The sequence below is a fragment of the Phyllobacterium sp. OV277 genome (genome assembly GCF_900104355.1).
Lineage (GTDB): Bacteria > Pseudomonadota > Alphaproteobacteria > Rhizobiales > Rhizobiaceae > Phyllobacterium.
In genome coordinates, this window is record NZ_FNIY01000003.1 from 413624 (window position 1) to 439975 (window position 26352).

Here is a 26352-nt window from a genome sequence, read left to right on the forward strand (position 1 = left end):
CGCAATCTCTGCGATTAGCGTTGCATCCTCACTCTCCCTCATGGTGAGCTTGTCGAACCACGAACCACGCAGCAGTGGCGGCATTCACCCCCCTCTGTCCTGTCGGACATCTCCCCCACAAGGGGGGAGATCAGCTGTCAGTACTGCCTTTGCACAATCTGCAACTTTTCCTGTTGTGGGAAAGCGTTCATATCAATGTGATCTCCCCCCTTGTGGGGGAGATGTCCGACAGGACAGAGGGGGGTGAAACTTGGCAAAACCCTTCACGCCTGGTTCGCCCTTCGACAGGCTCAGGAGGCTCACCATGAGGGGGAGTGATGATGCAAGGCTAATCGCAGAGATTGCGGATCACGAAGTTTACGGATCACGAAGGTTGCAGAACTGGCTCCCTTCATCACCCCTCTCCCTCATGGTGAGCTTGTCGAACCACGCACCACGAACCTGCACCATACCCCCGCAACAACAAACATCGTCACCAGCAGTTTACACCCAAATCAGCTGTAATTGCTCAAACCCCTGAATGAACAGGCTGGGCAGACACCGTCACATCCTGAAGGCGCACGAAGCGGAAGCCTTTTTTCTGTAAGGCGAGCACGCCCTTGGCAACACCTTCTCCGGCCACACGGCTGGGCTGGTTGATGTGGGCGATGATGACGTCACCATCTTTGGCGGCGGAAATGCGCTTTTCCACCTGCCCCGCCATCAGCGAAGCGCCCATATCGGCATTGAGCGAGTAACCAGCAACGCGGTAGCCCATGTCGTGGATGATCCGCATGCCGTTTTCGCTGTAACGGGCCGTCGCGTCGCGATACCAGACCGGCTTGGCGACCGACGCTGTCAACATAGCATCGACACCGCCCTGAATCTCACTGCGGATACCCGCCTCGGTGCCGGCCGTTTTCAGCCCGAACATGGTCGGCTGGTTGTCGATAGCGGGGACATGGTTCAGCCCATGGTTTTCAAGCTCGAACAGATCAGGGTGCGCCTTCATGACGGCCAGCGCTTCGGCATTGCGCCGCATCCAGCGGGCGGTGACGAAGATGGTTGCCGGAATATGGTTTTCAACCAGCGTATTCAAGATGCGCAGGTCCGTCTGGCCCGAACAGGCGTCGAGCGTCAAAGCCACCTGTGGAGAGACCGCACCGCCCTTGGCGATGTAGAGTTTTGGCTCGACGAAAGACGCCTGATCCTTGGCCGTTGCGATACCCGCAGGGGCGATCAGAAGAAGAGCAGCGATGATTGCAGAAGCTGAGCGCACGATATTGACCAATAATGAGGATTTCGCGCAGCTACACGCGCAGATCGCGTCCAAAATGCGGCATTGGCCCTGTGAACAGGGCCAATAACACTACTTTTTCTTCGCCGAAGCCTGCGCCGCCGCCAGACGGGCAATCGGCACACGGAACGGCGAGCAGGACACATAGTCGAGACCCGTCTCTTCACAGAAGTGAATCGAAGCCGGATCGCCGCCATGTTCGCCGCAAATGCCAAGTTTGATATCCGGGCGCGTTGCCCTGCCCTTTTCCACGCCAATGCGCACCAGTTCGCCAACGCCATCCACATCGATGGAGACAAACGGGTCCTGCTCGATAATGCCCTTCATCTGATAGGTCATCAGATAGGATGAGGCATCGTCGCGCGAGATACCGAAGGTTGTCTGCGTCAGGTCATTGGTGCCGAAGGAGAAGAACTCAGCCACTTCGGCAATGGAATGGGCACGGACAGCGGCACGCGGCAGCTCGATCATCGTACCGACGAGGTAGTTGATCTTGATATCCGCTTCCTTCATCACATCGGCGGCAACCGCATCAATGCGTGCCTTGACGAAATCAAGTTCAGCGCGAAGGCCAACCAGCGGCACCATGATTTCAGGCTCGATAGGCGCACCGGTGGCTTCGGCAGCCTGTATGGCCGCTTCAAAGATCGCCCTTGCCTGCATCTCGGCAATTTCCGGATAGGAAATAGCAAGGCGGCAACCACGATGCCCGAGCATCGGGTTGAACTCATGCAGGCTGTCAGTCCGCTCCCGCAGTTTTTGCGGGCTTATTTTCATGACAGCCGCAACGTCAGCAATTTCCTCATCCGTCTTGGGAAGGAATTCGTGCAGCGGCGGGTCGAGCAGTCGAATTGTGACGGGAAGGCCGTTCATGATTTCAAAGAGTTCCTTGAAATCAGCACGCTGCATCGGCAGCAGCTTGTCGAGCGCCGCACGGCGGCCCTTTTCGTTGTCGGCCAGGATCATCTCGCGCATGGCAAGAATGCGGTCGCCGTCAAAGAACATGTGTTCGGTGCGGCAAAGGCCGATGCCCTCGGCACCAAACGACCGCGCCATGCGCGCATCGGTCGGCGTGTCGGCATTGGCGCGCACTTTCATGCGGCGTGTGCGGTCGGCCCATTCCATGATTTTGGCAAAGTCGCCTGAAAACTCAGGCTGCAGCATGGGCACGGCGCCCTTGAGCACCTGTCCGATACCGCCATCAATGGTGATGATATCGCCCTTTTTCAGGAGCACACCGGCGGCGAGCAGCGTTTCATTGCGATAGTCGACGCGAAGCGAACCCGCACCGGAAACACAGGGCTTGCCCATGCCGCGCGCCACAACGGCCGCATGGCTGGTCATGCCGCCACGCGTGGTCAGGATAGCCTCGGCGGCGTGCATGCCGTGAATGTCTTCCGGGCTGGTTTCAATGCGCACGAGAATGGCCTTGCGGCCCTCGGATTTCAGCTGTTCGGCATCCTCGGACGAGAACACGATCTCACCCGTTGCCGCACCCGGCGATGCCGGAAGGCCGCTGCCGATGACATTGCGCTTGGCTGATGGGTCGATTGTCGGGTGCAAAAGTTGATCCAGCGACGCCGGATCAATACGCAGCACCGCCTCAGCCTGACTGATCAGGCCTTCATTGGCCATTTCAACCGCGATTTTCAGCGCTGCCTTGGCGGTGCGCTTGCCGGAGCGCGTCTGCAACATCCACAGCTTGCCGTTCTCGATGGTAAATTCGAGATCCTGCATGTCGGTGTAGTGCTTTTCCAGCCGGTCCGACACGGCGCAGAATTCGGCGAAAGCAGCCGGCATCAGCTTTTCCAGTGAAGGCTTGTCGGAACCAGCTGCAATGCGCGCATCTTCGGTAATGTTTTGCGGCGTTCTGATGCCCGCAACCACATCTTCGCCCTGCGCATTGACCAGAAACTCGCCATAGAGCTTCTTTTCGCCGGTGGACGGATTGCGCGTGAAGGCAACGCCGGTTGCCGAGCGCTCGCCCATATTGCCGAACACCATGGCTTGAACACTGACCGCCGTGCCCCAGCTTTCCGGGATATTGTGCAGGCGGCGATAGGTGATCGCGCGGGCATTCATCCAGCTGGAAAATACCGCGCCGATGGCACCCCACAGCTGCTTTTCCGGGTCCTGCGGGAATGGCTCTTCCAGCTCTTCCTCGATTTTGGCCTTGTAAAGGTCGATAACGCCCTTCCAGTCATCGGCTGTAAGCGCGGTATCGATCTCGACGCCGAGATTGGCCTTGGTATCCTCAAGGATTTCCTCAAAGACAGAATGGTCAAGCCCCATGACCACATCGGAATACATCTGGATGAAACGGCGATAGCTGTCATAGGCAAAACGCGGATCACCGGATTCGCGGGCGATGGCTTCTACCGTCTCGTCATTGAGGCCGAGATTGAGCACCGTATCCATCATGCCGGGCATTGACGCGCGCGAGCCGGAGCGCACCGAAACAAGCAAAGGTTTTGACTTGTCGCCGAAATCGCGGCCCGTCACCTTGGCAATATGGCCAAGTGCTTTTTTGACATCAGCTTCAAGCGTATCGGGATAGCGGCGGCCATTGGCATAAAACCAGCTGCACACTTCCGAAGTGATGGTAAACCCCGGCGGGACCGGCAGCCCGAGCGCGCACATCTCCGCGAGATTGGCACCTTTGCCACCCAGAAGATTGCGATCACCGGCGGAGCCTTCCGCCTTGCCGTCACCGAATGTGTAGACCCACTTCACCATTGCAGCCTCCCTGCCGCCGTCCATGTGCCGCAAAGCACTGATGAAGGTCTATTCGATAGAAAAGGCAAGCACCATCGAAAAATGCTGCATCGCAGCATTCAAATCGATTAGCAGGGTAAATCCGCGTTAATCTTTGAAATCCTTCGTCATTTCAAGCTTGAAACGGTTAGCCTGCAACCTTGGCTTGCTTCGCGGGTGGTTCGTGGTTCGTGTTTCGACAGGCTCACCATGAGGGAGAGTGAGGATGCAACGCTAATCACCAACGTTGCAGAACTTGGCTCCCTGCAACCTATCCCTCTCCGTCTGCCAAGTTTCACCCCCCTCTGTCCTGTCGGACATCTCCCCCACAAGGGGGGAGATCAGCCTTCACTACTGCCTTTGCACAATCTGCAACGGTTCCTGTTGTGGGAAAGCATTCATGCCAATGTGATCTCCCCCCTTGTGGGGGAGATGTCCGACAGGACAGAGGGGGGTGAGTGCCGCCGGTGCATGATTTGTGGTTCGTGGTTCGACAAGCTCACCATGAGGGAGAGAGATGGGCTGCAGGGAGTCAGGTTCTGCGATCTTTGTGATTATCGTTGCATCTCCAATCTCCCTCATGGTGAGCTTGTCGAACCACGGACCACGAACCACCCTCATGCAAGAGCATTCCACGGAACTGCGAATAGCTTAACTCGCCTCGCGCAGTTGCTCGGCGGTCTGGAGATCGACCGATACCAGCTGGCTGACACCCTGCTCGGCCATGGTGACACCAAAGAGGCGGTTCATGCGGGCCATGGTGATGGGGTTGTGGGTGATCACGACGAAACGCGTTTCGGTCGACGCGGCCATCTCGTCCATCAGATTACAGAAGCGCTCGACATTGTGGTCATCGAGCGGTGCGTCCACCTCATCGAGCACGCAGATGGGTGCCGGATTGGTCAGGAACACCGCAAAGATCAGTGCCATGGCCGTCAGTGCCTGCTCGCCGCCAGAGAGCAACGTCATGGTCTGTGGCTTCTTGCCGGGCGGGCGGGCGAGAATTTCGAGACCGGCTTCCAGCGGATCTTCCGATTCGATCAGTTGCAGCTCTGCCGTACCACCACCGAAAAGGTGGGTGAAGAGCCGCTGGAACTGGGCATTCACCACTTCGAACGCCGCAAGCAGCCGCTCGCGGCCTTCACGATTAAGGCTCTGGATCGCCTGACGCAGTTTTTTGACCGCCTCGATAATGTCTTCGCGTTCGCTGACAATCGCCTCAAGCCGCGCTGACAATTCTTCCTGTTCTTCCTCGGCGCGCAGGTTGACGGCACCAAGGCGCTCGCGCTCGATCTTGAGCCGCTCCAGATTGCGATCCGTCGCATCGACATCGGGCAGCGGATCATTGGGACCAAGGCCGGTCAGCTTCATTGCTTCGTGCGGGGCGCAGTTCAGCGCCTCGGCAATACGGGTTTCGGCGTCCTGCCGGCGTTCCTGCGCAGCGGCAAGGCGCTCTTCCGACCGCGCTCTGCCCTCGCGCGCCGTGGCGAGCGACTGGATGGCATCGGTGGCGGCGCGGTCAAGTTCCTGCTGGCGTGCCTCGGCAATAGCAAGCCGGTCACCGGCTTCCTTGCGCAAAGCTTCGGCTTGCGACAATTGCGATAGCAGCGCCCGGTTGCGTTCGGCAATTTCGTCAGGCGCATCGACCAGATCGGCAAATTCTTCTTCGGCTTCCTGACGGCGCTCGGTCAGGGATTCAATCTGACGATCGGCATTTTGCGCACGATCATTCCAGCTTTTGCGCTCAAAGCCGATGGATTCAAGCCGCCGCATGCGGTTCTCGGCTTCGCGGCGCAGACCTTCATGCGCAGCGCGCGCCTCGGCAAGAGTTGCGCGATCCGTCATGACCTCGGTGGTGAGATGCGCAAGCCGGATATTGACTTCTTCAAGATCCGGCGCGCGGGCCAAACGATCCTCGGCTGCAAGGAATTGCTCCTGCGTTTCGGCCAAGGTCTCGGCAAGGCGTGATTTGCCTTCATCCAATGCGGCGCGGCGGCTGGAAAGCTGCCCGGCAGCGCGTTCAGCAGCGGCCAGTGCCTCGCGCGCATCGCTGACACCACGCTGCATGGCGCGCCAATGGTCACGGGCGGTGCGTTCATTTTCGACCGACTGGCGCACGGCGGCTTCCGCTACGGCAATGGCGGCTTCGGCTTCACGCAAATGCTTTGTTGCCTCGACCACTTCGATATCAAGTTCGGCAAGGCGGTTTTTCTGGGCCAGACGCTGAGCGGCAGGTGTCGGCGCATCGGCGCTGGCCGTATAGCCATCCCAGCGCCAGAGGGCACCTGAACGGCTGACGAGCCGCTGTCCTGTTTTCAAGGATGTTTGCAGCCGTGCGCCATCAGCCTCATCGACGATACCGATCTGGGCAAGACGGCGGGCCAGTTGGAGGGGTGCCTTGACGACGCTGGCAAGCGATTTGAGACCTGATGGCAAGGCGGGATCATCGCCAGCCCCATCCACGTCGCCCCAGAACACCGGGGCGCTGCGATCAACAGGCGCGTCCAGATCTTCACCCAGCGCCGCACCGAGGGCGATTTCAAAACCCTTTTCTACCTTGACCGCCTCCACGACAGCGGGAAACAGATCGGAACCGCCGATATTGATCATTTTTGCCAAAGTCCGGGCTTCGGTCTCAATCCGGTTCAAATCGCTGCGGGCATCCTGCAAGGGCTGGCGCAACTGCGCTTCATTGCGGCGCGCCGTTTCAACGGCAGCTTCAGCGGCCAGCGCACCTTCTTCAGCGTGCTCAAGTGTAGCTTCGGCCGTTTCAACCAGCGCCTGCTTCTCGATGGGGTCAGCAAGGGCGGCGATCTGCGCCGTAATCCCGGCGAGATCACGCTCCACATCGCCCATCTGGCGGATGAGACGCTCACGGCGCTCGGCACTTTCGCGCAGATTACGCTCAACCTGTGCCCGTTCTGCGGTCGCCTCGGCGCGTTCGGCCGTTACCTTGGCAAGTGCTGCTTCACTTTCCTTCAGCTTGGCGTCGGCCCGTTCAAAATCAGCGCGGGTTTCCAGCTCATGTTCGCCCGCATTGGCATTGTCTTCATTCAGCGCGCGCTCTTCGGCATCAAGGCGGGCGATAATATCCGCATTATCGCGCACCATCTGTTCTTCGCGGGCAATATCCGACGTGAGCTGGGCAAGGCGCTTTTCCAGTTCCGATTGACGGGCGCGGATGCGCTGGGCTTCTTCATCGATCTGCGAGCGGGCAATGGTCAAGCGCTGCAATGCCGCTGCGGCCTTGGCTTCCGCCTCACGCAGATCAGGCAGTTTGTGTGCGCCGATGGCCTGTTCCTTGGCCGCATTCATCTGAACCTGTGCAAAATCACCGACACCCGATGTGGCCGCTGATAGAGCCGATTGCGCCTCGGCTTCCTGATTTTTGGCAACAGCCCATTTCAGATGCAGAAGAATAGCTTCTGAACGGCGAATATCCGCCGACAGGCTCTTGAAACGGTTGGCCTGACGCGATTGCCGCTTCAAGCTCTCAATCTGGGTTTCAAGCTCGCCAACGACATCTTCCAGCCGTTCCAGATTTTGCTCGGCGGCCCGCAGACGCAGTTCCGCCTCATGGCGGCGGGTATGCAGACCCGAAATGCCTGCGGCCTCTTCCAGAAGCGCACGGCGTGCCTGCGGCTTGGCCTGAATGAGTTCACCGATGCGGCCCTGCCCGACCATAGAAGGCGAACGAGCGCCTGTTGACTGGTCAGCAAACAGCAGTTGCACATCCTTGGCGCGGGCGTCCTTGCCATTGATGCGATAGACCGAACCAGCCTCGCGCTCGATACGGCGCGAGACCTGCAATTCATCGGCATCGTTGAAGCTTGCCGGGGCGCTGCGGTCGTGATTGTCGAGAAAAAGCGTGACTTCAGCCGTATTGCGCGATGGGCGCGTGCCGGAGCCGGAGAAAATGACGTCATCCATGCCGGATGCGCGCATATTCTTGTAGGAGTTTTCGCCCATCACCCAGCGCAGGGCTTCCACCAGATTGGACTTGCCGCAGCCATTGGGGCCGACAACGCCGGTCAACCCGCCTTCAATGACGAATTCGGCGGGCTCGACAAAGGATTTGAAACCGAGAAGGCGGAGTTTTGTGAAGCGCATCAGACGGCCCTTCCCCAAAACGCCATAGGGACGGACGCAGTAAGGCGTCCGCCAGATTTCAACAGGCAGCTATCAGAGTAGACCGTCGATAATCGCTGACATTTCGTCAACCGATAGGGCTCCTGCATACTTCGTGCCGTTGATGAAGAATGTCGGCGTGGCATTCACGCCGAAATCCTTGGCTCCGCGGTCACGCGATGCATTCACATCATCCAGAAGTTTTTGGTTCGTCAAGCAAGCGTTGAACGACTCCTGTGTAAAACCGGCCAATTTGGAGATTTGCAGCAAAGGTTCTACCGCATTTGCCGATGCAGCCCACTGTTCCTGCTGTTTGAACAGCACATCAACCAGCGGGTAATAACGATCTTCAGGGGCGCAGCGGGCGAGCATGAAGGCAGCGGCAGCGCGCGGATCGAACGGGAATTCGCGCAGGATGAGTTTTGCCTTGCCCGTATCGATGTACTTTTCCTTGATGGTCGGCAGCGTCGCAACGGTGAAGTGCGCGCAATGCGGGCAGGTCATCGATGCATATTCAATGATGGTGACAGGCGCTTCGGCCTTGCCCAGCACGATATCCTTCAACGGGCCCTGCTCCAGAAGCTTGGCCGGATCGATCTTGCCGGCAGCCTCAGGGATTTTCACATCGGATGGTACAGGTGTCGAAGCGGCAGCAGCGGGCTTTGCCGCATCTTCTGACCATGCAGGATTGCCCGCAGTTGCAGCGAGCGCCGCCGTCGATACGGCCGCGAGGGTCAGAATGTTTCGGCGTGTCAGCATTTCGGTCATAAGGATCACCTGTCTCCGGTGTTGATTATGCGTTGATTGACTCAATAGAGCCCCATGGCAGTTTCTTTAAGGCAGAGCTTGCATTCTGTCTTTGAATTTTTCGTGATCTGAACGGGAATAAAATCAAGTCAATGGGATAACAGGGTGGGTTGTTGGTATTTGGTGGTTTGAGTGTTGATGGGCTGACGAAGCTGTGGGGTGTGGTTCGTGGTTCGACAAGCTCACCATGAGGGAGAGTGTGGATGTAACGCTAATCACCTACGTTGCAGAACTGGACTCCCTGCAACCCACCCATGCCTGTCATCCTCGGGCTTGACCCGAGGACCCATAATTTAAAATGTTGAATATCCGGATTTACCTGATCTTTTTAGCAGTGGGTCCTCGGGTCAAGCCCGAGGATGACGGAGATGGATCATGAAAGGGAGCCAATCTGCGCGACCTTTATGCTGCAACCGCCGCACTCGAACCTAACGCTTGATCTTTTCCGCGTGGATGCTCTGGCCGAGGCGTTCCAGTGCCTCACGCAAGCTGTCATCCTCGATGGCTTCCACCACGCGGCTGATCTTGCCCTTGGTGGCGGCATCAACAGGCGGCAGTGCGCGCCGCTTCGGTGCGGGCAGAGTGATTGCCTTCTGCTCGATCTTGATACGGCCGACGGCGGCAAATCCCAAAAAAGCATTGACCCGGCTGATGATTTCCCCGGTTTCGTGCTGAATACGCATGGCTGTAAAGCCCTGACAGGCGATAACCAGCGTTGCGGGCTGGAATGGGTCGTCTTCATGCGCGCGGCGCGGCCATAGCAATTTCAGTGGACGCGACTGATCGCCGAGAGCCGGACCAACCACCTCTTCCCACGCCTGAACGAGTTCAATCGTGATACCGGCGCGCTTGCGCAGGACAGGGTCGAGAATGCCCGATGCGGGATCCGCCAAAGGCCGGAATCCTCTTTGCTTGCGGTCATTGCTCATCGTACCAAATGCCTTGCATCAGGAAGGGAAGTGTCAGCGGCCATTATAGCCGCGAAACCACTCAACAAACAAAGGAATACCCTCTTCCAGCGTCGTCTTCGGGCAAAAGCCCAGATCGCGCGTAGCAAGATCGATGTCGGCAAACGTGCGCTCGACATCGGCTGGCGGCATTGGTTCAAACTTTTTGATGGCTTCCCGGCCAACAGCCTGTTCGATGATTTCGATAAAGCGCAGCAAAGCGACCGGATTGTTGTTGCCGAGATTATAAACAGGCGCGGTCTCATTAGGATTGGTCAGGATGCGGTTGATCGCACCCAGCACACCGCTGACAATATCGTCGATGAAGGTGAAATCACGCGCCATCTTGCCGTGATTATAGACCTTGATCGGCTCGCCCTTCGAAATGGCATCGGTAAAGAGCCATGGGGCCATATCAGGGCGGCCATAGGGGCCGTAGACGGTGAAGAACCGCAAGCCAGTGGACGCGACCTTGTGCACATGGGCATAGGAATAGGCCAGCAATTCCGCCGATCGTTTTGTTGCCGCATAGACGGAAACCGGGTTGTTGACCGGATCGCTTTCGGAAAATGGCACTTTGGTATTGGCACCATAGACCGATGATGAACTGGCATAGACAACAGGCGGGTGTTTTGGCATGACGCGCGCCTGTTCGAAAACCGTCACCTGACCATGCACATTGGCGTCGACATAGGCGGCAGGATTTTCAACCGAGTAACGGACACCGGCCTGAGCCGCGAGATGCACGATGACATCCGCATCCATGTCCCGGGCAATGGCGGCGCGCAATTCTTCAGGTTTGGCGATATTGGCCCTGATAAAACGGATACCGGGCAAGCCCTCAAGCGCTGACAGGCGCGTTTCCTTGAGAGCGACCTGATAGTAATCATTGAGATTGTCGATGGCGACGACCTCGAAACCTTCACTGGCCAGCCGTCTTGCCACATGAAAGCCGATAAAGCCTGCCGCTCCGGTAACAATCGCTTTCATTTCAATACTTTATCCCAAACACCCATTATTATTATGCAGCCAGAGCGGCCTTGTCATCTTCGGCGCGGTCTGCGATTTCCCGCATCGACAGATAGGGTATCGTGCCGGAAACCGAAGAAATGAGAAGCGTCATATAGATGAAAACCGCATCGGTGGCATCATGACCGAACATGATGCCGAACATGCCTGTTATCACATAACTGGTAACGAGCAGCAGCGAAAGCGCCATCATCAGATCACGGCCCGGTCCGGGTTCTTTCAGCCTTGCCGCAACAATAGGCGCAGACAGCAGAAGCAGCAGCGCCAGAATACCCAATACACCACCGTCAACAGCAGCATTCAGAAACCCATTATGGACATGGGTGAATGTCATATATTTCTCAATGGGCAATTCCAGAGCCTCATTGACAGACTGCATGCGATTTTGCGGACCCTGCCCGATGAGAGGTGAAGCAAAGAATGCCTTCTCGGCACCGCTCCACAGCTGAATCCGCGCGCCCAGCGAACTCATATTATCAGGCTTTTCGTCAAGTTGGACGATATCGATCTGCAAGGCACGATAACGGTCAAGGATTTTGGGTATCGCAGCCAGGGCCACCACGACAAGCAAAAGTACAATCAAAACTTTTACCGTTCTGTTGATCGTCGGCAATGTCTGACCGCGCAGATACCAAAACAGAATGGCGCAATGAACGGGAATCACCAGCCATGCGGACCGGGTTCCGGAGAGAAACGCGCAAATTATACCGCAGGTGAAACCGGCAATTGCAATTATGCGTTCGGTCCTGCTTTCTGAATGGACATTGAGCAGTGAAATACTGCCGAAAAGAACCGTGAAAAGTCCGAACACAGCGGCATTGCCTGCACCGCCTGCTGCCCGGCTCTCAATAAACAGCACCTGAATAATGCTGTAGATCAGAGCCCCAATCATCCCGATGCCTGCGCCTGTAACAAAGAACGGTACGAGGCGCCCCTGCAAACTCACTCTGAGACGAGGGATAAGTGCCCATACCGCCAGAAACGGGATCATTTTCAGGAGATATTCGCCGCCCTTTGCCAGATTGGGGCTGAGAACAACGGTGAGAGCCGTGACCAGGACATAGGTGGTGAAAATCCACGCAATGACGCGATCCTGCCGTGTCATCTGATACGGATAGCGCTTCAGGCTCAGTGAAATGATCGCCCAGAGGAACGCGCACACCAGCGTCACCGATGTTCCGCTGACCAGCAAACCCGGGAAAAGCGCAAACAGAAACGTGAATATACGATTGTTCCGGTCGATACCGATCAAACGCCCTTTGGTGGGAAGCAGCAGGGCGTTGGTCAACTGAGCTGGAAACATTTATGAATCCGAATATTCTTGAATTTGCGATCGCAACCGTTTCATAAGAAATGTCACACCACTTCCCTGTAAAGCAGTTTTGGATTGATGCAACCTATAACCACTAAACTGCTACTATGGTATAATTCCCACCATCGAATTTTACCCTGGCGCATAACGCCTGATGAACACAAGTCAGGAATTGTGGCAGATCCTTACCGAATCTGGCTGTCGGAAATCATGCTTCAACAGACAACCGTTGAGGCAGTAAAGCCCTATTTCCTGACCTTTATAGGCAAATGGCCAAGCGTTATGCACCTCGCGGCGGCCACTCAGGATGATGTCATGCGGGCATGGGCCGGGCTTGGTTATTATTCCCGCGCCCGCAACCTGAAGAAGTGCGCCGATATTATCGCGGCCGATTTCGACGGGCGTTTTCCTGATGATTTTATAAAGCTTAAATCATTGCCGGGAATTGGCGATTATACGGCGGCGGCCATTGCATCCATCGCCTTTGACAGGCCGATTGCGGTTGTTGATGGCAATGTCGAGCGCGTCATTACACGGCTTCATGCTTTGGCCACGCCGCTGCCCGCGGCAAAACCCGAGATCCGGCGCCTGATGCAATTGCTGACCCCAGACAAACGTCCGGGTGATTTTGCCCAGGCGATGATGGATCTTGGTGCGACGATTTGCACACCCAAGCGCCCGGCCTGCGTGATTTGTCCGCTCAATGACAATTGCGAGGCGCTTAAAACCACCGACCCAGAATTTTTCCCGGTAAAGGCACCCAAAAAGGACAAGCCAGTTCGTCTTGGCGCGGCATTCGTGGCGATTTCGACCGAGGGTGAAGTCTATCTGCGCGGACGGGCACAAACGGGATTGCTCGGCGGTATGGCTGAAGTACCGACAACAGAATGGACATCACGGATCGACGGCGAAACCGGCGTCGAAGCTGCGCCGTTCAACGCAAAGTGGCTGCCCAGCGGTTCAATTACCCATATTTTCACGCATTTTGAACTGCGGCTGACGATCTACCGGGCGGAGAATATTCAAAAACAGGCCAGCAATGACGGCTGGTGGATACGCATTGAAAATCTGAACGGCGAGGCATTGCCGACGGTCATGAAAAAGGCCATTGCTGCCGCGATACCGGATGCATTCGAGAAGAGAAGGAAAGAGGCATGACACCCGTCAAACACATCGTTTTCGACATCGGACAGGTTCTTATTCACTACGATCCCGATGTTGCTTTTCGCAGTGTCATCCCTGATGAGACCGAGCGTAAATGGTTTTTTGAAAACATCTGCACCCATGAATGGAATCTTGAACAGGATCGTGGCCGCAAATGGGCCGATGCCGAAGCGCTGTTGATTGCCGATTTTCCTGATCGGGAACATCACATTCGTGCTTTCCGGCAGAACTGGCACCAGATGATCACCGGTTCAATTGATGATAGCGTCGTGATTATGCGCAAGCTGATCGCCGACGGGCATGATGTGACCATGCTGACGAATTTTGCATCCGATACGCTGCGGGAAGCTTGGCAGCGCTTCCCCTTCCTGACCGAAAGCCGCGGTGTGACCATTTCCGGCGATATCGGCCTGATCAAGCCTGACAAGGCGATCTACGACCACCATGTTGCAACGTTTGGTGTTGACCCTGCTGCAACACTCTTCATTGACGACAGTGCAAAGAATGTCGCTGGCGCACAGGCAGCCGGCTGGCAGTCGGTGCAGTTCATCAATCCGCAGACGCTGCGCGCAGACCTTCATCATCTCGGCATTCGTGTCTGAACCAGAACGACGAAACGCCCAAGGCAGCAACCTTGGGCGTTTCGAGATCAGAGCGGCACTGGAGGTCTCGTCCGATCGGATTAAGGGTTAGATGCCAGCGGACGCCATTCCGTCGCGAACCTGCCTGCGCAGTTCATCAATGGGTTTCAGCTTGCCGTCCTCTTCATAGTGCCAGAACGTCCAGCCATTGCAGGCATCAAAACCTTGCACCTTGGCGCCCATGCGGTGAATTGAACCGGCATCGCCATTGCTGGCAACAGTGCCGTCAGCCCGTACAATAGCGGCGTGACGCTGGCGCGCATCACTCAGAACCACACCCGGCTTGAGCAAGCCCGCTTCAACAATGCTGCCAAAGGCAACGCGCGGTTCGGCGCGCTTGCCGGTCATGACCTTGAGTTCGGCACCGCCGAGTTCCTCGACCGAGGCAATCCGGCTCATCGCCGCGTCGATATATTTCTGCTCACGTTCAACGCCGACAAAATGGCGGCCAAGGCGTTTGGCGACCGCGCCGGTTGTTCCTGATCCGAAGAACGGATCGAGAATGACATCGCCGGGCTTGGATGAAGCCATGAGAAGACGGGCCAAAAGGGCTTCCGGCTTCTGTGTCGGGTGGACTTTGTCGCCATTCTCATCTTTCAGACGCTCCGCACCGGTGCAGATGGGAAACAGCCAGTCGGACCGCATCTGCAGATCGTCATTGGCAGCCTTCATCGCTTCATAGTTGAAGGTGTAGCCCTTGCCTTTCTGATCGCGCGACGCCCAGATCATGGTTTCATGCGCATTCTGGAAGCGGCGGCCACGGAAATTCGGCATAGGGTTGTTCTTGCGCCAGATAATGTCATTGAGCATCCAGAATCCGAGATCCTGCATGATCGCACCAACGCGGAAGATGTTGTGATAGGAGCCGATGACCCAGATCGTGCCATTCGGCTTCAGCACGCGGCGGCAGGCAAGCAGCCATGCGCGGGTAAAGGCATCATAGGCCTGAAAACTATCGAACTGGTCCCAATGATCATCGACAGCGTCGACCTTTGACTGGTCGGGGCGATGCAGATCGCCATCAAGCTGCAGATTATAGGGAGGGTCGGCGAAAATAACATCAATCGAATGATCAGGGAGACGATTGAGGGCGGCAACACAGTCGCCTTTGAGGATCGTGTCGAGCCAGGACGATTGCGGTGCAGCCTGGGGCAGGTCATTGACGAGACGAACAACGGACATGGGATACTCGATTACTGGAGACGCGTTACTGAACTGTCCTTATGGTTACCGAGCAGGGTAAACATCGCGTTAAAGCCAATCGATATCTCCGGCGATATCTCTGACCGGTGCGCTTTTCTTTGACGCCCCGGCAATAAGAGTGTAGTCGATGCCGGTAATCCCCCAAGCTTGACCCAAAGCTGCTCAATGCAGCTATTTTTCACGAACAGGTATGACGGAATGGAACCCCAGCTGATTATTTTCGACTGCGATGGCGTGCTCGTTGATTCAGAGATACTCGCCGCTGAAGTCGAATCGAAACTGTTGACAGAGTCGGGTTATCCGATCGAACCGGAGGCCATTGCCGAACGCTTCGCCGGACTGACCTGGACCGACATTCTCATTCAGGTGGAAAAAGAATCCGGCGTGCCGATCTCCGCCTCGCTTATTGAAGAATCCGCGCGCCAGATGGATCACAAACTGCGCAACGAGCTCAATGTCATCGATGGTATCGAACAGGTCGTTGCCGCTCTGAAATATCCCAAATGCATAGCGTCGAACTCGACCAGCGCTGCATTGAAGATGATGCTGGAGCAGAGCACGCTCTATGACCTTTTCGCCCCGAACATTTTCTCGGCACGCGAAGTGGGAAGCCAGAAGCCAAAGCCTGCCCCTGACGTTTTCCTGTTTGCGGCAAAACATTTCAATGTCGAACCCGCCCGCTGCATCGTGATCGAGGATTCATCGCACGGCGTCCATGCGGCAGCAACAGCTGGAATGCGTGTTATCGGCTTTACCGGCGGTGCCCACACTTATCCGGGTCATGCGGACAAGCTGACCGATGCCGGTGCTGAAACCGTCATCAGCCGCCACCGCGACCTGCCCGCCGTTCTCGAAGCAATGGCTGTCTGGTCCGAGGCTGTTTGAACTGGTGTGCAACCGGCGCCGCTCAAAGCGATGCCCCTAGCAAAGAAAAGGGCGGCCAATCGGCCGCCTTGTTGTTATTTCTTCTTTTTGGTCTTCGTCTTTGCCTGCGTATCATCCGGACCTTCATCAAATCCGATGAAAATCTGAACATCCTTGGCTGATGGTGCCGGGAAGCTGACATTGGGATCGTTGAAAATGAACTGTGACGCAGCTGACGTGTCGGTTGCCGAAATCGGCTGCTTGTACAGTTTGGAATAGAGCACGTTCGAGCCCTGCATCACCGCAACACGGATCGGCATGGTCAGCGTACCGGCACTGAACTTCGGACCTGGAACCACTTTGCCTGAGATCGCGACATTCATGGTCAGCGTACCTTCACCGCGCTTGCAGGACCGGCTCTGATCGCCAATCGAAGCCTGATAGATCAGGTTTTCTGGAGCTTTGGGTGCCTTGCCGTAATTATTGAAGATAGCTGTACCTTCACGGATCGTCACCCCAGGGCAATAGGCGGTCAGCTCGGTTGCCGTGATACGGGCCTGGGCTTCCGCTACTGCCGGGTCCTTTGATGGATCTTTTTCACCGGTTGTGCTGCAGCCTGCAAGACCTACAGCGAAAATCATGCCGCAAAGTTGATAGAAGGGCAGAGATTTATGTGTTTCTGACTTCATGAACTGAACTTTCCTTGACGAACGAACCTGTTCTATACCAACGGTAAGGTAAGAATACGACGGTGCTTTCCAGCTTTCTGCCACAGGAGTTGGCTGGCTCGCAAGCGCGGTACAAAAGGCGAATGATATGAAATATGCAAGTACTCGTGGAGAAGCGCCTGTTTTGGGCTTTTCCGACGCCCTTCTGGCTGGTCTGGCGCGTGATGGTGGTCTTTATCTGCCTCAGGAGTTTCCACAGTTTTCCGCAGATGAGATTCGCGCGCTGCGCGGCAAAAGCTATGAAGACGTCGCCATCCGTGTTCTGACCCCATTTATTGCGGGTGATATTGATCAGGCTGATTTCGAACGCATGGTGCATGAAGCCTATGCCACTTTCCGCCACAGCGCTGTCTGCCCATTGGTCCAGACCGATCACAATGAATTCGTGCTTGAACTCTTCCATGGCCCGACCCTTGCCTTCAAGGATGTGGCGATGCAGCTTCTCGCCCGGTTGATGGATTATATTCTCACCAAACGCGACCAGCGCGCGACGATTGTCGGTGCCACATCTGGCGATACCGGCGGCGCTGCCATTGAAGCCTTCGCCAACCGCGACCGCACCGATATTTTTATTCTGTTTCCGCACAATCGCGTTTCGCCGGTACAGCAACGCCAGATGACGACTTCCGCCGCGTCAAATGTGCATGCGCTGGCCATCGAAGGCAATTTTGACGATTGCCAGTCACTGGTCAAAGGCATGTTCAATGATCTGAATTTCCGTGATGCGCTGTCACTGTCCGGTGTGAATTCGATCAACTGGGCGCGCATCATGCCGCAGATCGTCTATTACTTTACGGCAGCGGTTTCCCTCGGCAGCCCTGATCGTCCGGTGTCATTCACGGTTCCCACGGGCAATTTCGGCGATATTTTTGCTGGCTACGTTGCCAAGCGCATGGGTCTTCCCATCGACCGGCTGGTGATTGCCACCAACGATAATGACATTTTGACCCGGACACTGGAAACGGGAAGATACGAAACACGCGGTGTGATGCACACGACCTCTCCATCCATGGACATTCAGGTCTCCTCCAATTTTGAGCGTCTGCTGTTTGAAGCCCATGACCGGGATGCCGAGGCGCTGCGCCGCCTGATGAGTGGGCTGACGCAATCGGGAAGTTTCACCATTGCGGACGCGCCTTTGAACAAAATCCGCGCCGAGTTCGACGCGGGACGCTCGACGAAGGCTGAAACGGCAGTGGCAATCAAGGATGTTCTCGATCAATCGGGCTATCTGCTTGATCCGCATTCGGCGATCGGTATCAAAGTCGCGCGTGAAAAGGTTCAATCTGGAACACCAAGTGTCGTTCTTGCGACCGCTCATCCGGCCAAATTTCCTGATGCTGTTGAGGCTGCAAGTGGCATCCATCCGGCGCTTCCGCTTTGGCTTGGCGACCTCATGCAGCGAAAAGAACACTATACGGTACTTCCCAACGACCTTAAAAATGTGGAAGAGTATGTAAGCCGTCATTCAAGAGCGGCGAAGTAAGGAGCATTGCATGGGCGTTGAAATCAGTCGCCTCTCCAACGGTCTGACGATTGCGACAGAGACGATGCCGCATGTGGAGAGTGTAGCCCTTGGCATCTGGGTCAAGGCAGGATCACGTAACGAGGCGAGCAATCAGCACGGTATTGCCCATCTTCTCGAACATATGGCTTTCAAAGGCACGGAAAACCGCTCTGCCTGGAAAATAGCCGCCGATATTGAAGATGTGGGCGGCGAGATCAATGCCGCTACAAGTGTTGAAACAACATCCTTCTATGCCCGCGTTCTGCGCGATGACATGCCGCTGGCGATTGATATTCTTGCCGACATTCTCAACAGTTCCAAATTTGACGAGGAAGAACTGGAACGCGAGAAAAACGTCATCATGCAGGAAATCGGTGCGGCGCATGACACGCCCGATGACGTTGTCTTCGATCGGTTCACCGAAACCGCGTTCAAGAATCAGACCATTGGCCGGACCATTCTCGGCACACCGGAAACCGTCCAGTCCTTTTCCTCTGCCAATCTGCGAACCTATATGGATGACCAGTACAGCGCCGAGCGCATGGTCGTTGTCGCTGCAGGCGGCGTCAAACATGATGATTTCGTCCGCGAAGTCGAAAGCCGTCTTGGCTCCTTCCGGGCAAAGACAACAGCGCCTGAACCGGATGTCGCGCATTATGTTGGCGGCGATTTCCGCGAACAGCGCGAGTTGATGGACGCTCAGGTCGTTCTCGGCTTTGAAGGCCGCGCCTATCATGTGCGCGATTTCTACGCCTCACAACTTCTCGCCATGATCCTTGGCGGCGGCATGTCATCGCGGCTGTTTCAGGAAGTGCGCGAAAAGCGCGGGCTTTGCTATTCGGTCTATGCCTTCCATTGGGGCTTCTCGGATACCGGCGTATTCGGCATCCATGCCGCTACGGGCCGCAATCACCTGAAGAAGCTGGTGCCTGTTATCATCAATGAACTGCATGAAGCCGCCCGCAATATCGGACAGGACGAGCTCAACCGCGCGCGGGCGCAATATCGTGCCAGCCTCCTGATGTCACATGAGAGCGCCGCAAGCCGCGCTGGCCAGATTGCCCGCCAATTGCTGCTTTACGGTCATGCTGTTTCGACCGAGCAGCTGGTGGAGCGCTTGTCCAAGATCACGACGGAACGTCTGACCGATCTTGCCGGACGGCTTTTCATCGACTCATCGCCGACCTTGGCTGCGGTTGGTCCCATCGCACCTTTGATGAAATATCAGGATATTCGTCAGGGGTTGGCACCGATAACGCCGAGCCAGCGAAAAATAGCGGTCTAACGGCTCAAGCGCCATGATCGCCCTGCCCTTCCTGAAAAGCGCTTCGCTCTCACTGCAGGGCGAAAGGCTTTATCTGCGAGCCCCGCAGGTTTCCGACTATCGGGCGTGGGCCCATCTGCGCGCCCAGAGCCGGGATTTTCTGACGCCTTGGGAGCCGCTCTGGGCCGATGATGATCTGGAGCGCAGTTCATTCCGGCACCGGATTCGCCATTATGACGAGGAAGCAGCGGCAGGAACGGCGCATCCGTTTTTTCTTTTCCACAATTCTGATTCACGTCTTCTGGGCGGCATCACGCTTGGAAATATCCGTCGCGGGGTCGGCCAGAACGGTATGATTGGCTACTGGACAGGCGCGCCCTATGCCGGACAGGGCTATATGGGCGAGGCTCTAAGCCTGCTGATATCCCATGCTTTTACTAAAGTACGGTTGCACCGGCTGGAAGCGGCCTGTATTCCAAGCAATGAAAGATCGATCCGCCTTCTCGAAAAAGCCGGATTTCAGAGGGAAGGACTGCTACGCTCCTACCTCAAAATAAATGGTATGTGGCAAGACCATCTGCTCTTCTCGCTCTTAGAAGACGATGTGCGACGCTAAAATAAAGGTTACATTCGTGGCATCATTGACCGGACTCATGCTGAAAGGCTTATCGAGGATTTTTGTCCTCATCTTTTTGATGACGTCCATGCTGTCAGCCGCCAACGCGTTTGAAACCATCAAGATCACCAAGGAAAGCACTGCTCTCGATCTCTCCAAGGCCGTGGAGATTTACCGGAATCAGGGCGAGACCTTCCAGATTTCCACTGCACCGGGCACGGATGGTATTGTCCGCCGTATCGAAGTGCAGGCCAATGACAGTCGCTCAACAGGCGATTGGGCGGCGTTCTCGCTGGCCAATCCCACTGACGAGCAGATCGACCGTCTGATCGTCGCGCCGCATTTTCGTCTGGTCGGATCGGGTTTCATCTGGCCGGACCTCGGTTCGACACGCATCACCTCGATTACCCCCAGCGAGGGCTTTGCCCTTGACCGGCAGGCCAGTGAAGATGCTGATATCTTTCTCGTCACGCTCAATCCCGGTTCTGTCATTACCTTTGTCGCTGAACTTGCTTCCCCCAACCTGCCGCAGGTCTATGTGTGGGAGCCGAACGCTTACAAGGATACGGTCAATTCCTATACGCTTTATCGCGGTATCCTGCTCGGCATTGCCGGTCTTCTCGCGCTGTTCCTGACTATCCTCTTTGTGGTCAAGGGAACCTCACTTTTCCCCGCAACGGCCGCCATGGCATGGGCAGTTCTTGCCTATATCTGCGTGGATTTCGGTTTCTGGAACAAGCTGATCGAAATAACACCCGGCAATGAGCAGATGTGGCGAGCGGGCACCGAAGTGGCGCTGGCGGCGACACTGGTGATCTTTCTGTTCACCTATCTCAATCTCAACCGATGGCATGACAATTTCAGCTATGGCGCTCTGACGTGGATTTTAGGTCTTGGTATCCTTTCCGGCGTGGCAATTTTTGATCCGCCCATTGCTTCGGGTATCGCGCGTTTCTCGTTTGCGCTGACCATCATTGCCGGCATTGTGCTGATCGGCTTCTTTTCGTTCCGAAGTTATGACCGGGCAATCATGCTCATACCGACATGGCTGCTTCTGCTTGTCTGGATGATGGGAAGCTGGCTGACCGTATCGGGCATTCTCGCCAATGATATTGTCCAGCCTGCGCTGGGCGGCGGTCTGGTGCTGATCGTCCTGCTCATTGGTTTCACGGTCATGCAGCACGCCTTTTCCGGCGGCGCTTTGCAGCAGGGTCTTTTCTCCGATGTGGAGCGGCAGGCGCTGGCCATTATCGGCTCGGGCGATATCGTCTGGGACTGGGATGTGCCGCGCGACCGCGTTGTCACCACCCCTGATCTCACCAATTTCCTCGGCGCTTCGGCAAGCTCGCTGCATGGGGCTGTGCGCAACTGGCTGCCGACCTTGCATGCGGATGATCGCGACCGCTTCCGCACCACGCTCGACGTCATTCTTGAGAACCGCCGCGGCCGCATTTCGCAGACATTCCGCCTGCGCGCCAATGATGGTCATTATTACTGGTACACGCTGAAAGCCCGGCCTGTTATCGGTTCGGATGGTGAAATTGTCCGCTGTGTCGGCACGCTTATCGATGTGACCGAACAGAAAAAAGCGGAAGAACGCCTGCTGCACGATGCGGTGCATGACAATCTGACCGGCTTGCCAAACCGCGAGCTGTTTCTTGATCGCCTCGGTTCTGTCATCACCATGGCGCAGACCGAAAGCAAGATTCGCCCGACTGTCTTCATCATCGACATTGATCGCTTCAAGCAGGTGAATGACGGGCTTGGCATGTCGGCGGGTGATACGTTCCTCTTGACCGTATCGCGCCGTCTGCACCGCCTGTTGCGCCCGCAGGACACGCTGAGCCGCCTTTCCGCCGACCAGTTCGGCCTCATTCTGGTCTCGGAAGTTGAACCGGCACGCATTGCCGCCTTTGCCGAGGCGGTCAAAACTGCGATCCGCGCGCCGATTGCCTTTGCCAAACGTGAGATTGTGCTGACCGCTTCGCTTGGCCTGATCACCTGGACATCAGGCAGTTCCGCCTCACCTGAGGATCTGGTGAAAGATGCCGAACTTGCCATGTTCCAGGCAAAGCGCTTTGGCGGCGACCGGATCGAACCATTCCGTCCGGCATTCCGCGCTGTTGGCAGTGATAAACTCCAATTGGAATCCGATCTGCGCCGGGCGCTCGAACGCAGCGAAATTCACATTGCCTACCAGCCGATTGTGCGGCTTGAGGACAATACGATTGCCGGGTTTGAAGCCCTGATGCGCTGGGATCATCCGCGCCGGGGTTCGATACCACCGTCTGAATTTATCCCGATTGCCGAAAGTTCCGGCCTCATCGTGCAGCTTGGCCTGTTTGTCATGCAGCACGCGGCAGAAGATCTCGTCAACTGGCAGCGCACCATTGGCGCGACGCCGCTTTTCGTCTCGGTGAATATTTCGAGCAGCCAGTTGATCCGGCAGGACCTGATTGACGACGTACGCTCAGTGCTGACAAAGACCCAGATTGATCCGGCGAGCCTTAAACTGGAACTGACCGAATCCCTGATGATGGAAAACCCTGAACGTTCCGCCCATGTGCTTTCGAGCATCAAAGCGATGGGCGTCGGCGTTTCCTTGGATGATTTCGGCACGGGTTATTCGTCCCTCTCCTACCTCACCTCTTTCCCCTTCGACATGATCAAGATCGACCGGTCGTTCCTCAAGGCCGAACAGCCACAGAAGGTAACATTGCTGCGCTCCATGATCAGCATGGCGCATGACCTTGGTCTTTCGGTTGTCACGGAAGGTATCGAGAACGAGAGCGATGCGCTGCAACTGCGCCAGATGGGCTGCGAATATGCCCAGAGCTTCATGTTCAGCCCGCCATTGACGCTTGATGTCGCAACAAAACTGCTGCGCGAGCAGTTCCAGCAGTCGAAGGCGTCTTAGGATTAAATAATCAGGCGTGCCCGGCAACCGTGGCGAGGCGCGAAGGGTCAACACCCATATAAGCCAGAAGCCGGTCGTACTTGCTTTCAAGGTCCGTATCAAAAAGCAAATCCTGCGGCGCACGGCAGGTCAGCCAGCCATTATTGGCGATCTCGTTTTCAAGCTGGCCTGAAGCCCAGCCTGAATAGCCCAATGTCATCAGGGCACAGCGCGGGCCACGGCCCCCGGATATAGCGCGCAGAATGTCCACTGTTCCGGTCAGGCAAATCTCTTCCGAGACGGGCATGGTTGAATCTGTCAGATAATCATCCGAATGCAGGACGAAGCCACGGCGCATCTCGACCGGGCCGCCATTGCGCACGATAAAATCGCGCGTACAGTCGGGCAGCATGATTGCCTGATGCTCATCAAGAACACCGAGTTGAACAAGAATTTCGGAGAATTCCATTTCCTGCGGGCGATTGATGATCAGCCCCATCGCACCCTTTTCCGAGTGCGCACAGACATAGATGACCGAACGCGCAAACCGGCTGTCATCCATTCCCGGCATTGCCAGAAGGAATTGACCATTCAGAAATCCGGTCTCTTTGTTCGCCGTTCTGAAAATCTCCATCAAATAAAGGTATCAAGGATTGCGTAAATGACAACGGTCTTGCGCAAGGAAATGTAAAAAGAGCCCAAATCCGGGCCCTTTCTGCTTCCAAATAACACGTTCCTCACACAGAAATGATGAGCAAATCCTATCATATCCTTGATAAGGCCCTGAAGCCCTGTAATTGTCCGCGCATGAAAATGAACATAATTTTTACAGCTGCTTTTGCCATGCTGGCTTTTGTTTCGCCAACACTTGCCGGAAATTCGGACTGGACAAGAACAGCCGGCGGCAGTGTCCGGCTGATTGTCGACAATCCGCAGAAGGGCGCAAGTGAGGTGCGTGGTGCCGTCCAGATCAATCTTGATCCGGGCTGGAAAACCTATTGGCGCGAACCCGGCGATGCGGGTGTGCCGCCGGAACTGGCGCTTTCGCAGGAAGGCAATATCAAGAGCTATTCGCTGGGCTTCCCGGCGCCGCACCGTTTTGAAAATGGCGGAGCGAAATCGGCTGGCTACAAAAAGTCCGTTTCCTTTCCGGTTATTCTGACGCTGGCTGATCCATCCAAACCGGCGCAATTGAAGGGCCACGCATTTCTCGGCATCTGCGAAGCAATCTGCATTCCGGTTACGGCTGATTTTGACATTACCGTTGACAATAACCCGACGGATGCATTGACCAAGACGCTCGTCAGCGATGCGTTCGCCGCTCTGCCTGACAAAGCTTCCGACTCCTTTGGCATCAAAAGCGCGGTGCGCCGGGATGACCACGTCAAGGTAACCGTTCAGCTTCCTGTAGATCAGCCGCCGACTGACCTTTTCGTTGCCGGTGAAGGCGGTGTTACATTTGGCATGGCCAAGCTGAAAAGCCACGAGGCCTCAAGCGCGGTGTTTTCCGTTCCTGTTCTTTCGGGCAAGGACAAGAAGTCTGTTACGCTGAACTATACGCTGGTTCAGGGGGAAAAGGCTGTTTCGGGTAAACTCGACGCGCAGGAATAGCAGCAAACGCCCTCGACTTTTTGCCGCGCACGCCCTATCTGCCTTAGGTCTCAATTCCTCATTTCATCAGGGAGCCAATTCATGACAATCAAGGTAGGCGAGCGTTTGCCGGACGCCACGTTCAAGACGAAATCCGATGACGGTGTCAGCGAAGTGCGCTCCGATGCGCTGTTCAAGGGCAAGAAGGTCGTGCTGTTTGCCGTGCCGGGTGCTTTCACCCCGACCTGCAGCATGAATCACCTGCCCGGTTATCTTGAGAACCGCGATGCCATTCTGGCAAAGGGTGTGGATACCATTGCCGTTGTTGCCGTGAATGATCCGCATGTCATGGGCGCATGGGCCAAGGCCACCAATGGCGAAGGCAAAATCCAGTATCTCTCCGATGGCAATGCGACCTTCACCAAGGCTGTCGGCCTCGATATCGATCTTGCTGCCGGCACCATGGGCGTACGCTCCAAGCGTTATTCCATGCTCGTTGAAGACGGCGTGGTCAAGGAACTGAACATCGAGGATTCGCCGGGTCAGGCAGTGACTTCGAGCGCAGCAACCCTGCTCGGCCAGCTGTAATCAGCGCCATTCATAAGATACCCAGAGGGCCGGTTTTCCGGCCCTTTTTAATATCGCCAAGAATTTTGATGGCTCATTCATGTGATGTCATTGGATTTGGGAATATTGCTGTGTACGATCACACTTTCACACCTTGGGAGTGTTTGCACCGATGACACCGGATGAGTTGAAGATCGTTCGCCGCGCCTATGCAATGCAGATCGCAGCCATTGCCGGAGCTGCTGACCAAGGCGTGGAAGACGCTTTCGCCAAGGTGCCACGCGAGGAGTTCCTTGGGCGAGGACCATGGCAAATCCTGCGTTGGCAACGCCGCTCCTATACACCAACACCAAGCGCTGATCCGGTTTATCTTTATACCAATGACCTTGTTGGTATCCTGCCCGAACGGCACATCAACAATGGCGAACCATCGCTGCATGCTTTCCTGCTTGCACAAGGGGCTCCCCGGGAGGGCGAGCATATCGTGCATGTGGGTGCAGGTGTCGGTTATTACTCGGCGATCATGGCGCAATTGGTCGGACCCTCGGGCAAAGTCACGGCCATTGAATATGATCCGGAACTAGCCGAAAGGGCACTCGCAAACCTTGCCGCCTATCCCAATGTGACCGTGGTCCAAGGTGACGGAAGCACTGTTGCATTCGACGCTGCCGACCTGATCTATGTGAACGCCGGAGCCACGCGGCCCGCTGACAACTGGCTCGACAACCTCAAAGAAGGCGGAAGGCTGATCCTGCCGCTGACAACCGACAATGGTTTCAGCAGCGACTGGAGCAAGATCAAACAGCGCGGCGCCATGTTTCTGATAACGCGCGAGGCAGAAGCGTTTCGCGCAAAATGGATATCGCCCGTCGGCATATTCCCCTGCGTGGGCATGCGCGACGAGGCATCAGAAAAAGCGCTCGCCAAGGCATTCGAGCAGGGCGATTACACGCGGGTCACGCGCCTCTACCGGACGGATGATATACAGGCGGAACGCTGCTGGGTTCGTGCACCCGGCTGGTCCCTCGCCTACGCGTAAGTCGTTCTGAGTGCTTTATT

General features: G+C 56.2%; 20 protein-coding genes. 10 read left to right on the forward strand and 10 right to left on the reverse strand.

Annotated features, from left to right (window positions below):
- Positions 1–508: 508 nt before the first annotated feature.
- The 7 genes from BLU05_RS13915 to BLU05_RS13950 form a co-directional block, all read right to left on the reverse strand.
- Positions 509–1222, reverse strand: a complete 714-nt coding sequence (locus BLU05_RS13915) for a polysaccharide deacetylase family protein (RefSeq protein WP_244518360.1) — start codon at positions 1220–1222, stop codon at positions 509–511.
- A 126-nt stretch (positions 1223–1348) separates the two neighbouring features.
- Positions 1349–4012 (reverse strand): pyruvate, phosphate dikinase, encoded by a 2664-nt coding sequence (gene ppdK, locus BLU05_RS13920; RefSeq protein WP_091880860.1) that lies wholly within the window; start codon positions 4010–4012, stop codon positions 1349–1351.
- 669 nt (positions 4013–4681) lie between these two features.
- On the reverse strand, positions 4682–8140 hold the full coding sequence (smc, locus tag BLU05_RS13930) for a chromosome segregation protein SMC (RefSeq protein ID WP_091880868.1): 3459 nt from the start codon (positions 8138–8140) through the stop codon (positions 4682–4684).
- Positions 8141–8212: 72 nt separating this feature from the next.
- On the reverse strand, positions 8213–8926 hold the full coding sequence (locus tag BLU05_RS13935; RefSeq protein ID WP_091880869.1) for a DsbA family protein: 714 nt from the start codon (positions 8924–8926) through the stop codon (positions 8213–8215).
- A 467-nt stretch (positions 8927–9393) separates the two neighbouring features.
- Positions 9394–9894: a DUF721 domain-containing protein gene (locus BLU05_RS13940; protein WP_091880871.1), complete on the reverse strand. Its 501-nt coding sequence runs from the start codon at positions 9892–9894 to the stop codon at positions 9394–9396.
- Between the two features lie 33 nt (positions 9895–9927).
- The gene (locus BLU05_RS13945; RefSeq protein ID WP_091880872.1) at positions 9928–10902 is read right to left on the reverse strand and encodes an SDR family NAD(P)-dependent oxidoreductase; all 975 of its coding nucleotides are present in this window, start codon (positions 10900–10902) and stop codon (positions 9928–9930) included.
- A gap of 31 nt (positions 10903–10933) precedes the next feature.
- Positions 10934–12244: an O-antigen ligase family protein gene (locus BLU05_RS13950; protein WP_091880874.1), complete on the reverse strand. Its 1311-nt coding sequence runs from the start codon at positions 12242–12244 to the stop codon at positions 10934–10936.
- Positions 12245–12331: 87 nt separating this feature from the next.
- Between BLU05_RS13950 and mutY the strand changes: the two genes are divergently transcribed.
- Both mutY and BLU05_RS13960 read left to right on the forward strand, forming a co-directional pair.
- Positions 12332–13411, forward strand: a complete 1080-nt coding sequence (mutY, locus tag BLU05_RS13955; RefSeq protein WP_091880875.1) for an A/G-specific adenine glycosylase — start codon at positions 12332–12334, stop codon at positions 13409–13411.
- Positions 13408–14019, forward strand: coding sequence for an HAD family hydrolase (locus BLU05_RS13960; protein WP_091880877.1), 612 nt, complete (start codon positions 13408–13410; stop codon positions 14017–14019). Before mutY ends, BLU05_RS13960 begins: the two co-directional genes overlap by 4 nt.
- 87 nt (positions 14020–14106) lie before the next feature.
- Here the strand turns inward: BLU05_RS13960 and BLU05_RS13965 are convergent, their stop codons facing one another.
- A complete protein-coding gene (locus BLU05_RS13965; protein WP_091880878.1) occupies positions 14107–15240 on the reverse strand; it encodes a site-specific DNA-methyltransferase in 1134 nt (377 codons plus the stop codon).
- A 219-nt stretch (positions 15241–15459) separates the two neighbouring features.
- Between BLU05_RS13965 and BLU05_RS13970 the strand changes: the two genes are divergently transcribed.
- Complete coding sequence (locus BLU05_RS13970) at positions 15460–16146, forward strand: HAD family hydrolase (RefSeq protein WP_091880880.1); 687 nt, start codon at positions 15460–15462, stop codon at positions 16144–16146.
- Between the two features lie 74 nt (positions 16147–16220).
- On the opposite strand, the gene BLU05_RS13975 is transcribed toward BLU05_RS13970, so the two are convergent.
- Entirely contained in the window at positions 16221–16814 is a 594-nt protein-coding gene (locus BLU05_RS13975; protein WP_244518344.1) for a hypothetical protein, read from the reverse strand.
- A gap of 127 nt (positions 16815–16941) precedes the next feature.
- Here BLU05_RS13975 and thrC point away from each other — a divergent pair, with 127 nt between their 5' ends.
- The 4 genes from thrC (at position 16942) to BLU05_RS13995 (ending at position 23157) form a co-directional block, all read left to right on the forward strand.
- The gene (gene thrC, locus BLU05_RS13980; RefSeq protein WP_091880881.1) at positions 16942–18339 is read left to right on the forward strand and encodes a threonine synthase; all 1398 of its coding nucleotides are present in this window, start codon (positions 16942–16944) and stop codon (positions 18337–18339) included.
- 10 nt (positions 18340–18349) lie between these two features.
- A complete protein-coding gene (locus BLU05_RS13985; protein WP_091880883.1) occupies positions 18350–19645 on the forward strand; it encodes a M16 family metallopeptidase in 1296 nt (431 codons plus the stop codon).
- Between the two features lie 13 nt (positions 19646–19658).
- Positions 19659–20240 (forward strand): GNAT family N-acetyltransferase, encoded by a 582-nt coding sequence (locus BLU05_RS13990; protein ID WP_091880884.1) that lies wholly within the window; start codon positions 19659–19661, stop codon positions 20238–20240.
- Between the two features lie 79 nt (positions 20241–20319).
- Positions 20320–23157 carry an EAL domain-containing protein gene (locus tag BLU05_RS13995; protein WP_244518361.1) on the forward strand — a complete coding sequence of 946 codons (2838 nt, stop codon included), beginning with the start codon at positions 20320–20322 and terminating at the stop codon, positions 23155–23157.
- A gap of 10 nt (positions 23158–23167) precedes the next feature.
- On the opposite strand, the gene BLU05_RS14000 is transcribed toward BLU05_RS13995, so the two are convergent.
- Positions 23168–23770, reverse strand: a complete 603-nt coding sequence (locus tag BLU05_RS14000) for a YqgE/AlgH family protein (RefSeq protein ID WP_091880886.1) — start codon at positions 23768–23770, stop codon at positions 23168–23170.
- A 179-nt stretch (positions 23771–23949) separates the two neighbouring features.
- Between BLU05_RS14000 and BLU05_RS14005 the strand changes: the two genes are divergently transcribed.
- The 3 genes from BLU05_RS14005 to BLU05_RS14015 all read left to right on the forward strand — a co-directional run bounded on the left by BLU05_RS14005 (position 23950) and on the right by BLU05_RS14015 (position 26332).
- Positions 23950–24747 (forward strand): protein-disulfide reductase DsbD domain-containing protein, encoded by a 798-nt coding sequence (locus BLU05_RS14005; protein ID WP_175540607.1) that lies wholly within the window; start codon positions 23950–23952, stop codon positions 24745–24747.
- Positions 24748–24828: 81 nt separating this feature from the next.
- Complete coding sequence (locus BLU05_RS14010) at positions 24829–25314, forward strand: peroxiredoxin (RefSeq protein WP_091880888.1); 486 nt, start codon at positions 24829–24831, stop codon at positions 25312–25314.
- Between the two features lie 151 nt (positions 25315–25465).
- Positions 25466–26332, forward strand: coding sequence for a protein-L-isoaspartate O-methyltransferase family protein (locus tag BLU05_RS14015; RefSeq protein WP_091880890.1), 867 nt, complete (start codon positions 25466–25468; stop codon positions 26330–26332).
- Positions 26333–26352: the final 20 nt, after the last annotated feature.

Bases quoted from the DNA above. Each gene is read 5' to 3' on its own strand.
- ppdK (WP_091880860.1), bottom strand. From the start codon at position 4,012: ATGGTGAAGTGGGTCTACACATTCGGTGACGGCAAGGCGGAAGGCTCC.
- smc (WP_091880868.1), bottom strand. From the start codon at position 8,140: ATGCGCTTCACAAAACTCCGCCTTCTCGGTTTCAAATCCTTTGTCGAG.
- BLU05_RS13935 (WP_091880869.1), bottom strand. From the start codon at position 8,926: ATGACCGAAATGCTGACACGCCGAAACATTCTGACCCTCGCGGCCGTA.
- BLU05_RS13940 (WP_091880871.1), bottom strand. From the start codon at position 9,894: ATGAGCAATGACCGCAAGCAAAGAGGATTCCGGCCTTTGGCGGATCCC.
- BLU05_RS13945 (WP_091880872.1), bottom strand. From the start codon at position 10,902: ATGAAAGCGATTGTTACCGGAGCGGCAGGCTTTATCGGCTTTCATGTG.
- BLU05_RS13950 (WP_091880874.1), bottom strand. From the start codon at position 12,244: ATGTTTCCAGCTCAGTTGACCAACGCCCTGCTGCTTCCCACCAAAGGG.
- mutY (WP_091880875.1), top strand. From the start codon at position 12,332: ATGCAACCTATAACCACTAAACTGCTACTATGGTATAATTCCCACCAT.
- BLU05_RS13960 (WP_091880877.1), top strand. From the start codon at position 13,408: ATGACACCCGTCAAACACATCGTTTTCGACATCGGACAGGTTCTTATT.
- BLU05_RS13965 (WP_091880878.1), bottom strand. From the start codon at position 15,240: ATGTCCGTTGTTCGTCTCGTCAATGACCTGCCCCAGGCTGCACCGCAA.
- BLU05_RS13970 (WP_091880880.1), top strand. From the start codon at position 15,460: ATGGAACCCCAGCTGATTATTTTCGACTGCGATGGCGTGCTCGTTGAT.
- BLU05_RS13975 (WP_244518344.1), bottom strand. From the start codon at position 16,814: ATGAAGTCAGAAACACATAAATCTCTGCCCTTCTATCAACTTTGCGGC.
- thrC (WP_091880881.1), top strand. From the start codon at position 16,942: ATGAAATATGCAAGTACTCGTGGAGAAGCGCCTGTTTTGGGCTTTTCC.
- BLU05_RS13985 (WP_091880883.1), top strand. From the start codon at position 18,350: ATGGGCGTTGAAATCAGTCGCCTCTCCAACGGTCTGACGATTGCGACA.
- BLU05_RS13990 (WP_091880884.1), top strand. From the start codon at position 19,659: ATGATCGCCCTGCCCTTCCTGAAAAGCGCTTCGCTCTCACTGCAGGGC.
- BLU05_RS13995 (WP_244518361.1), top strand. From the start codon at position 20,320: ATGACGTCCATGCTGTCAGCCGCCAACGCGTTTGAAACCATCAAGATC.
- BLU05_RS14000 (WP_091880886.1), bottom strand. From the start codon at position 23,770: ATGGAGATTTTCAGAACGGCGAACAAAGAGACCGGATTTCTGAATGGT.
- BLU05_RS14005 (WP_175540607.1), top strand. From the start codon at position 23,950: ATGAACATAATTTTTACAGCTGCTTTTGCCATGCTGGCTTTTGTTTCG.
- BLU05_RS14010 (WP_091880888.1), top strand. From the start codon at position 24,829: ATGACAATCAAGGTAGGCGAGCGTTTGCCGGACGCCACGTTCAAGACG.
- BLU05_RS14015 (WP_091880890.1), top strand. From the start codon at position 25,466: ATGACACCGGATGAGTTGAAGATCGTTCGCCGCGCCTATGCAATGCAG.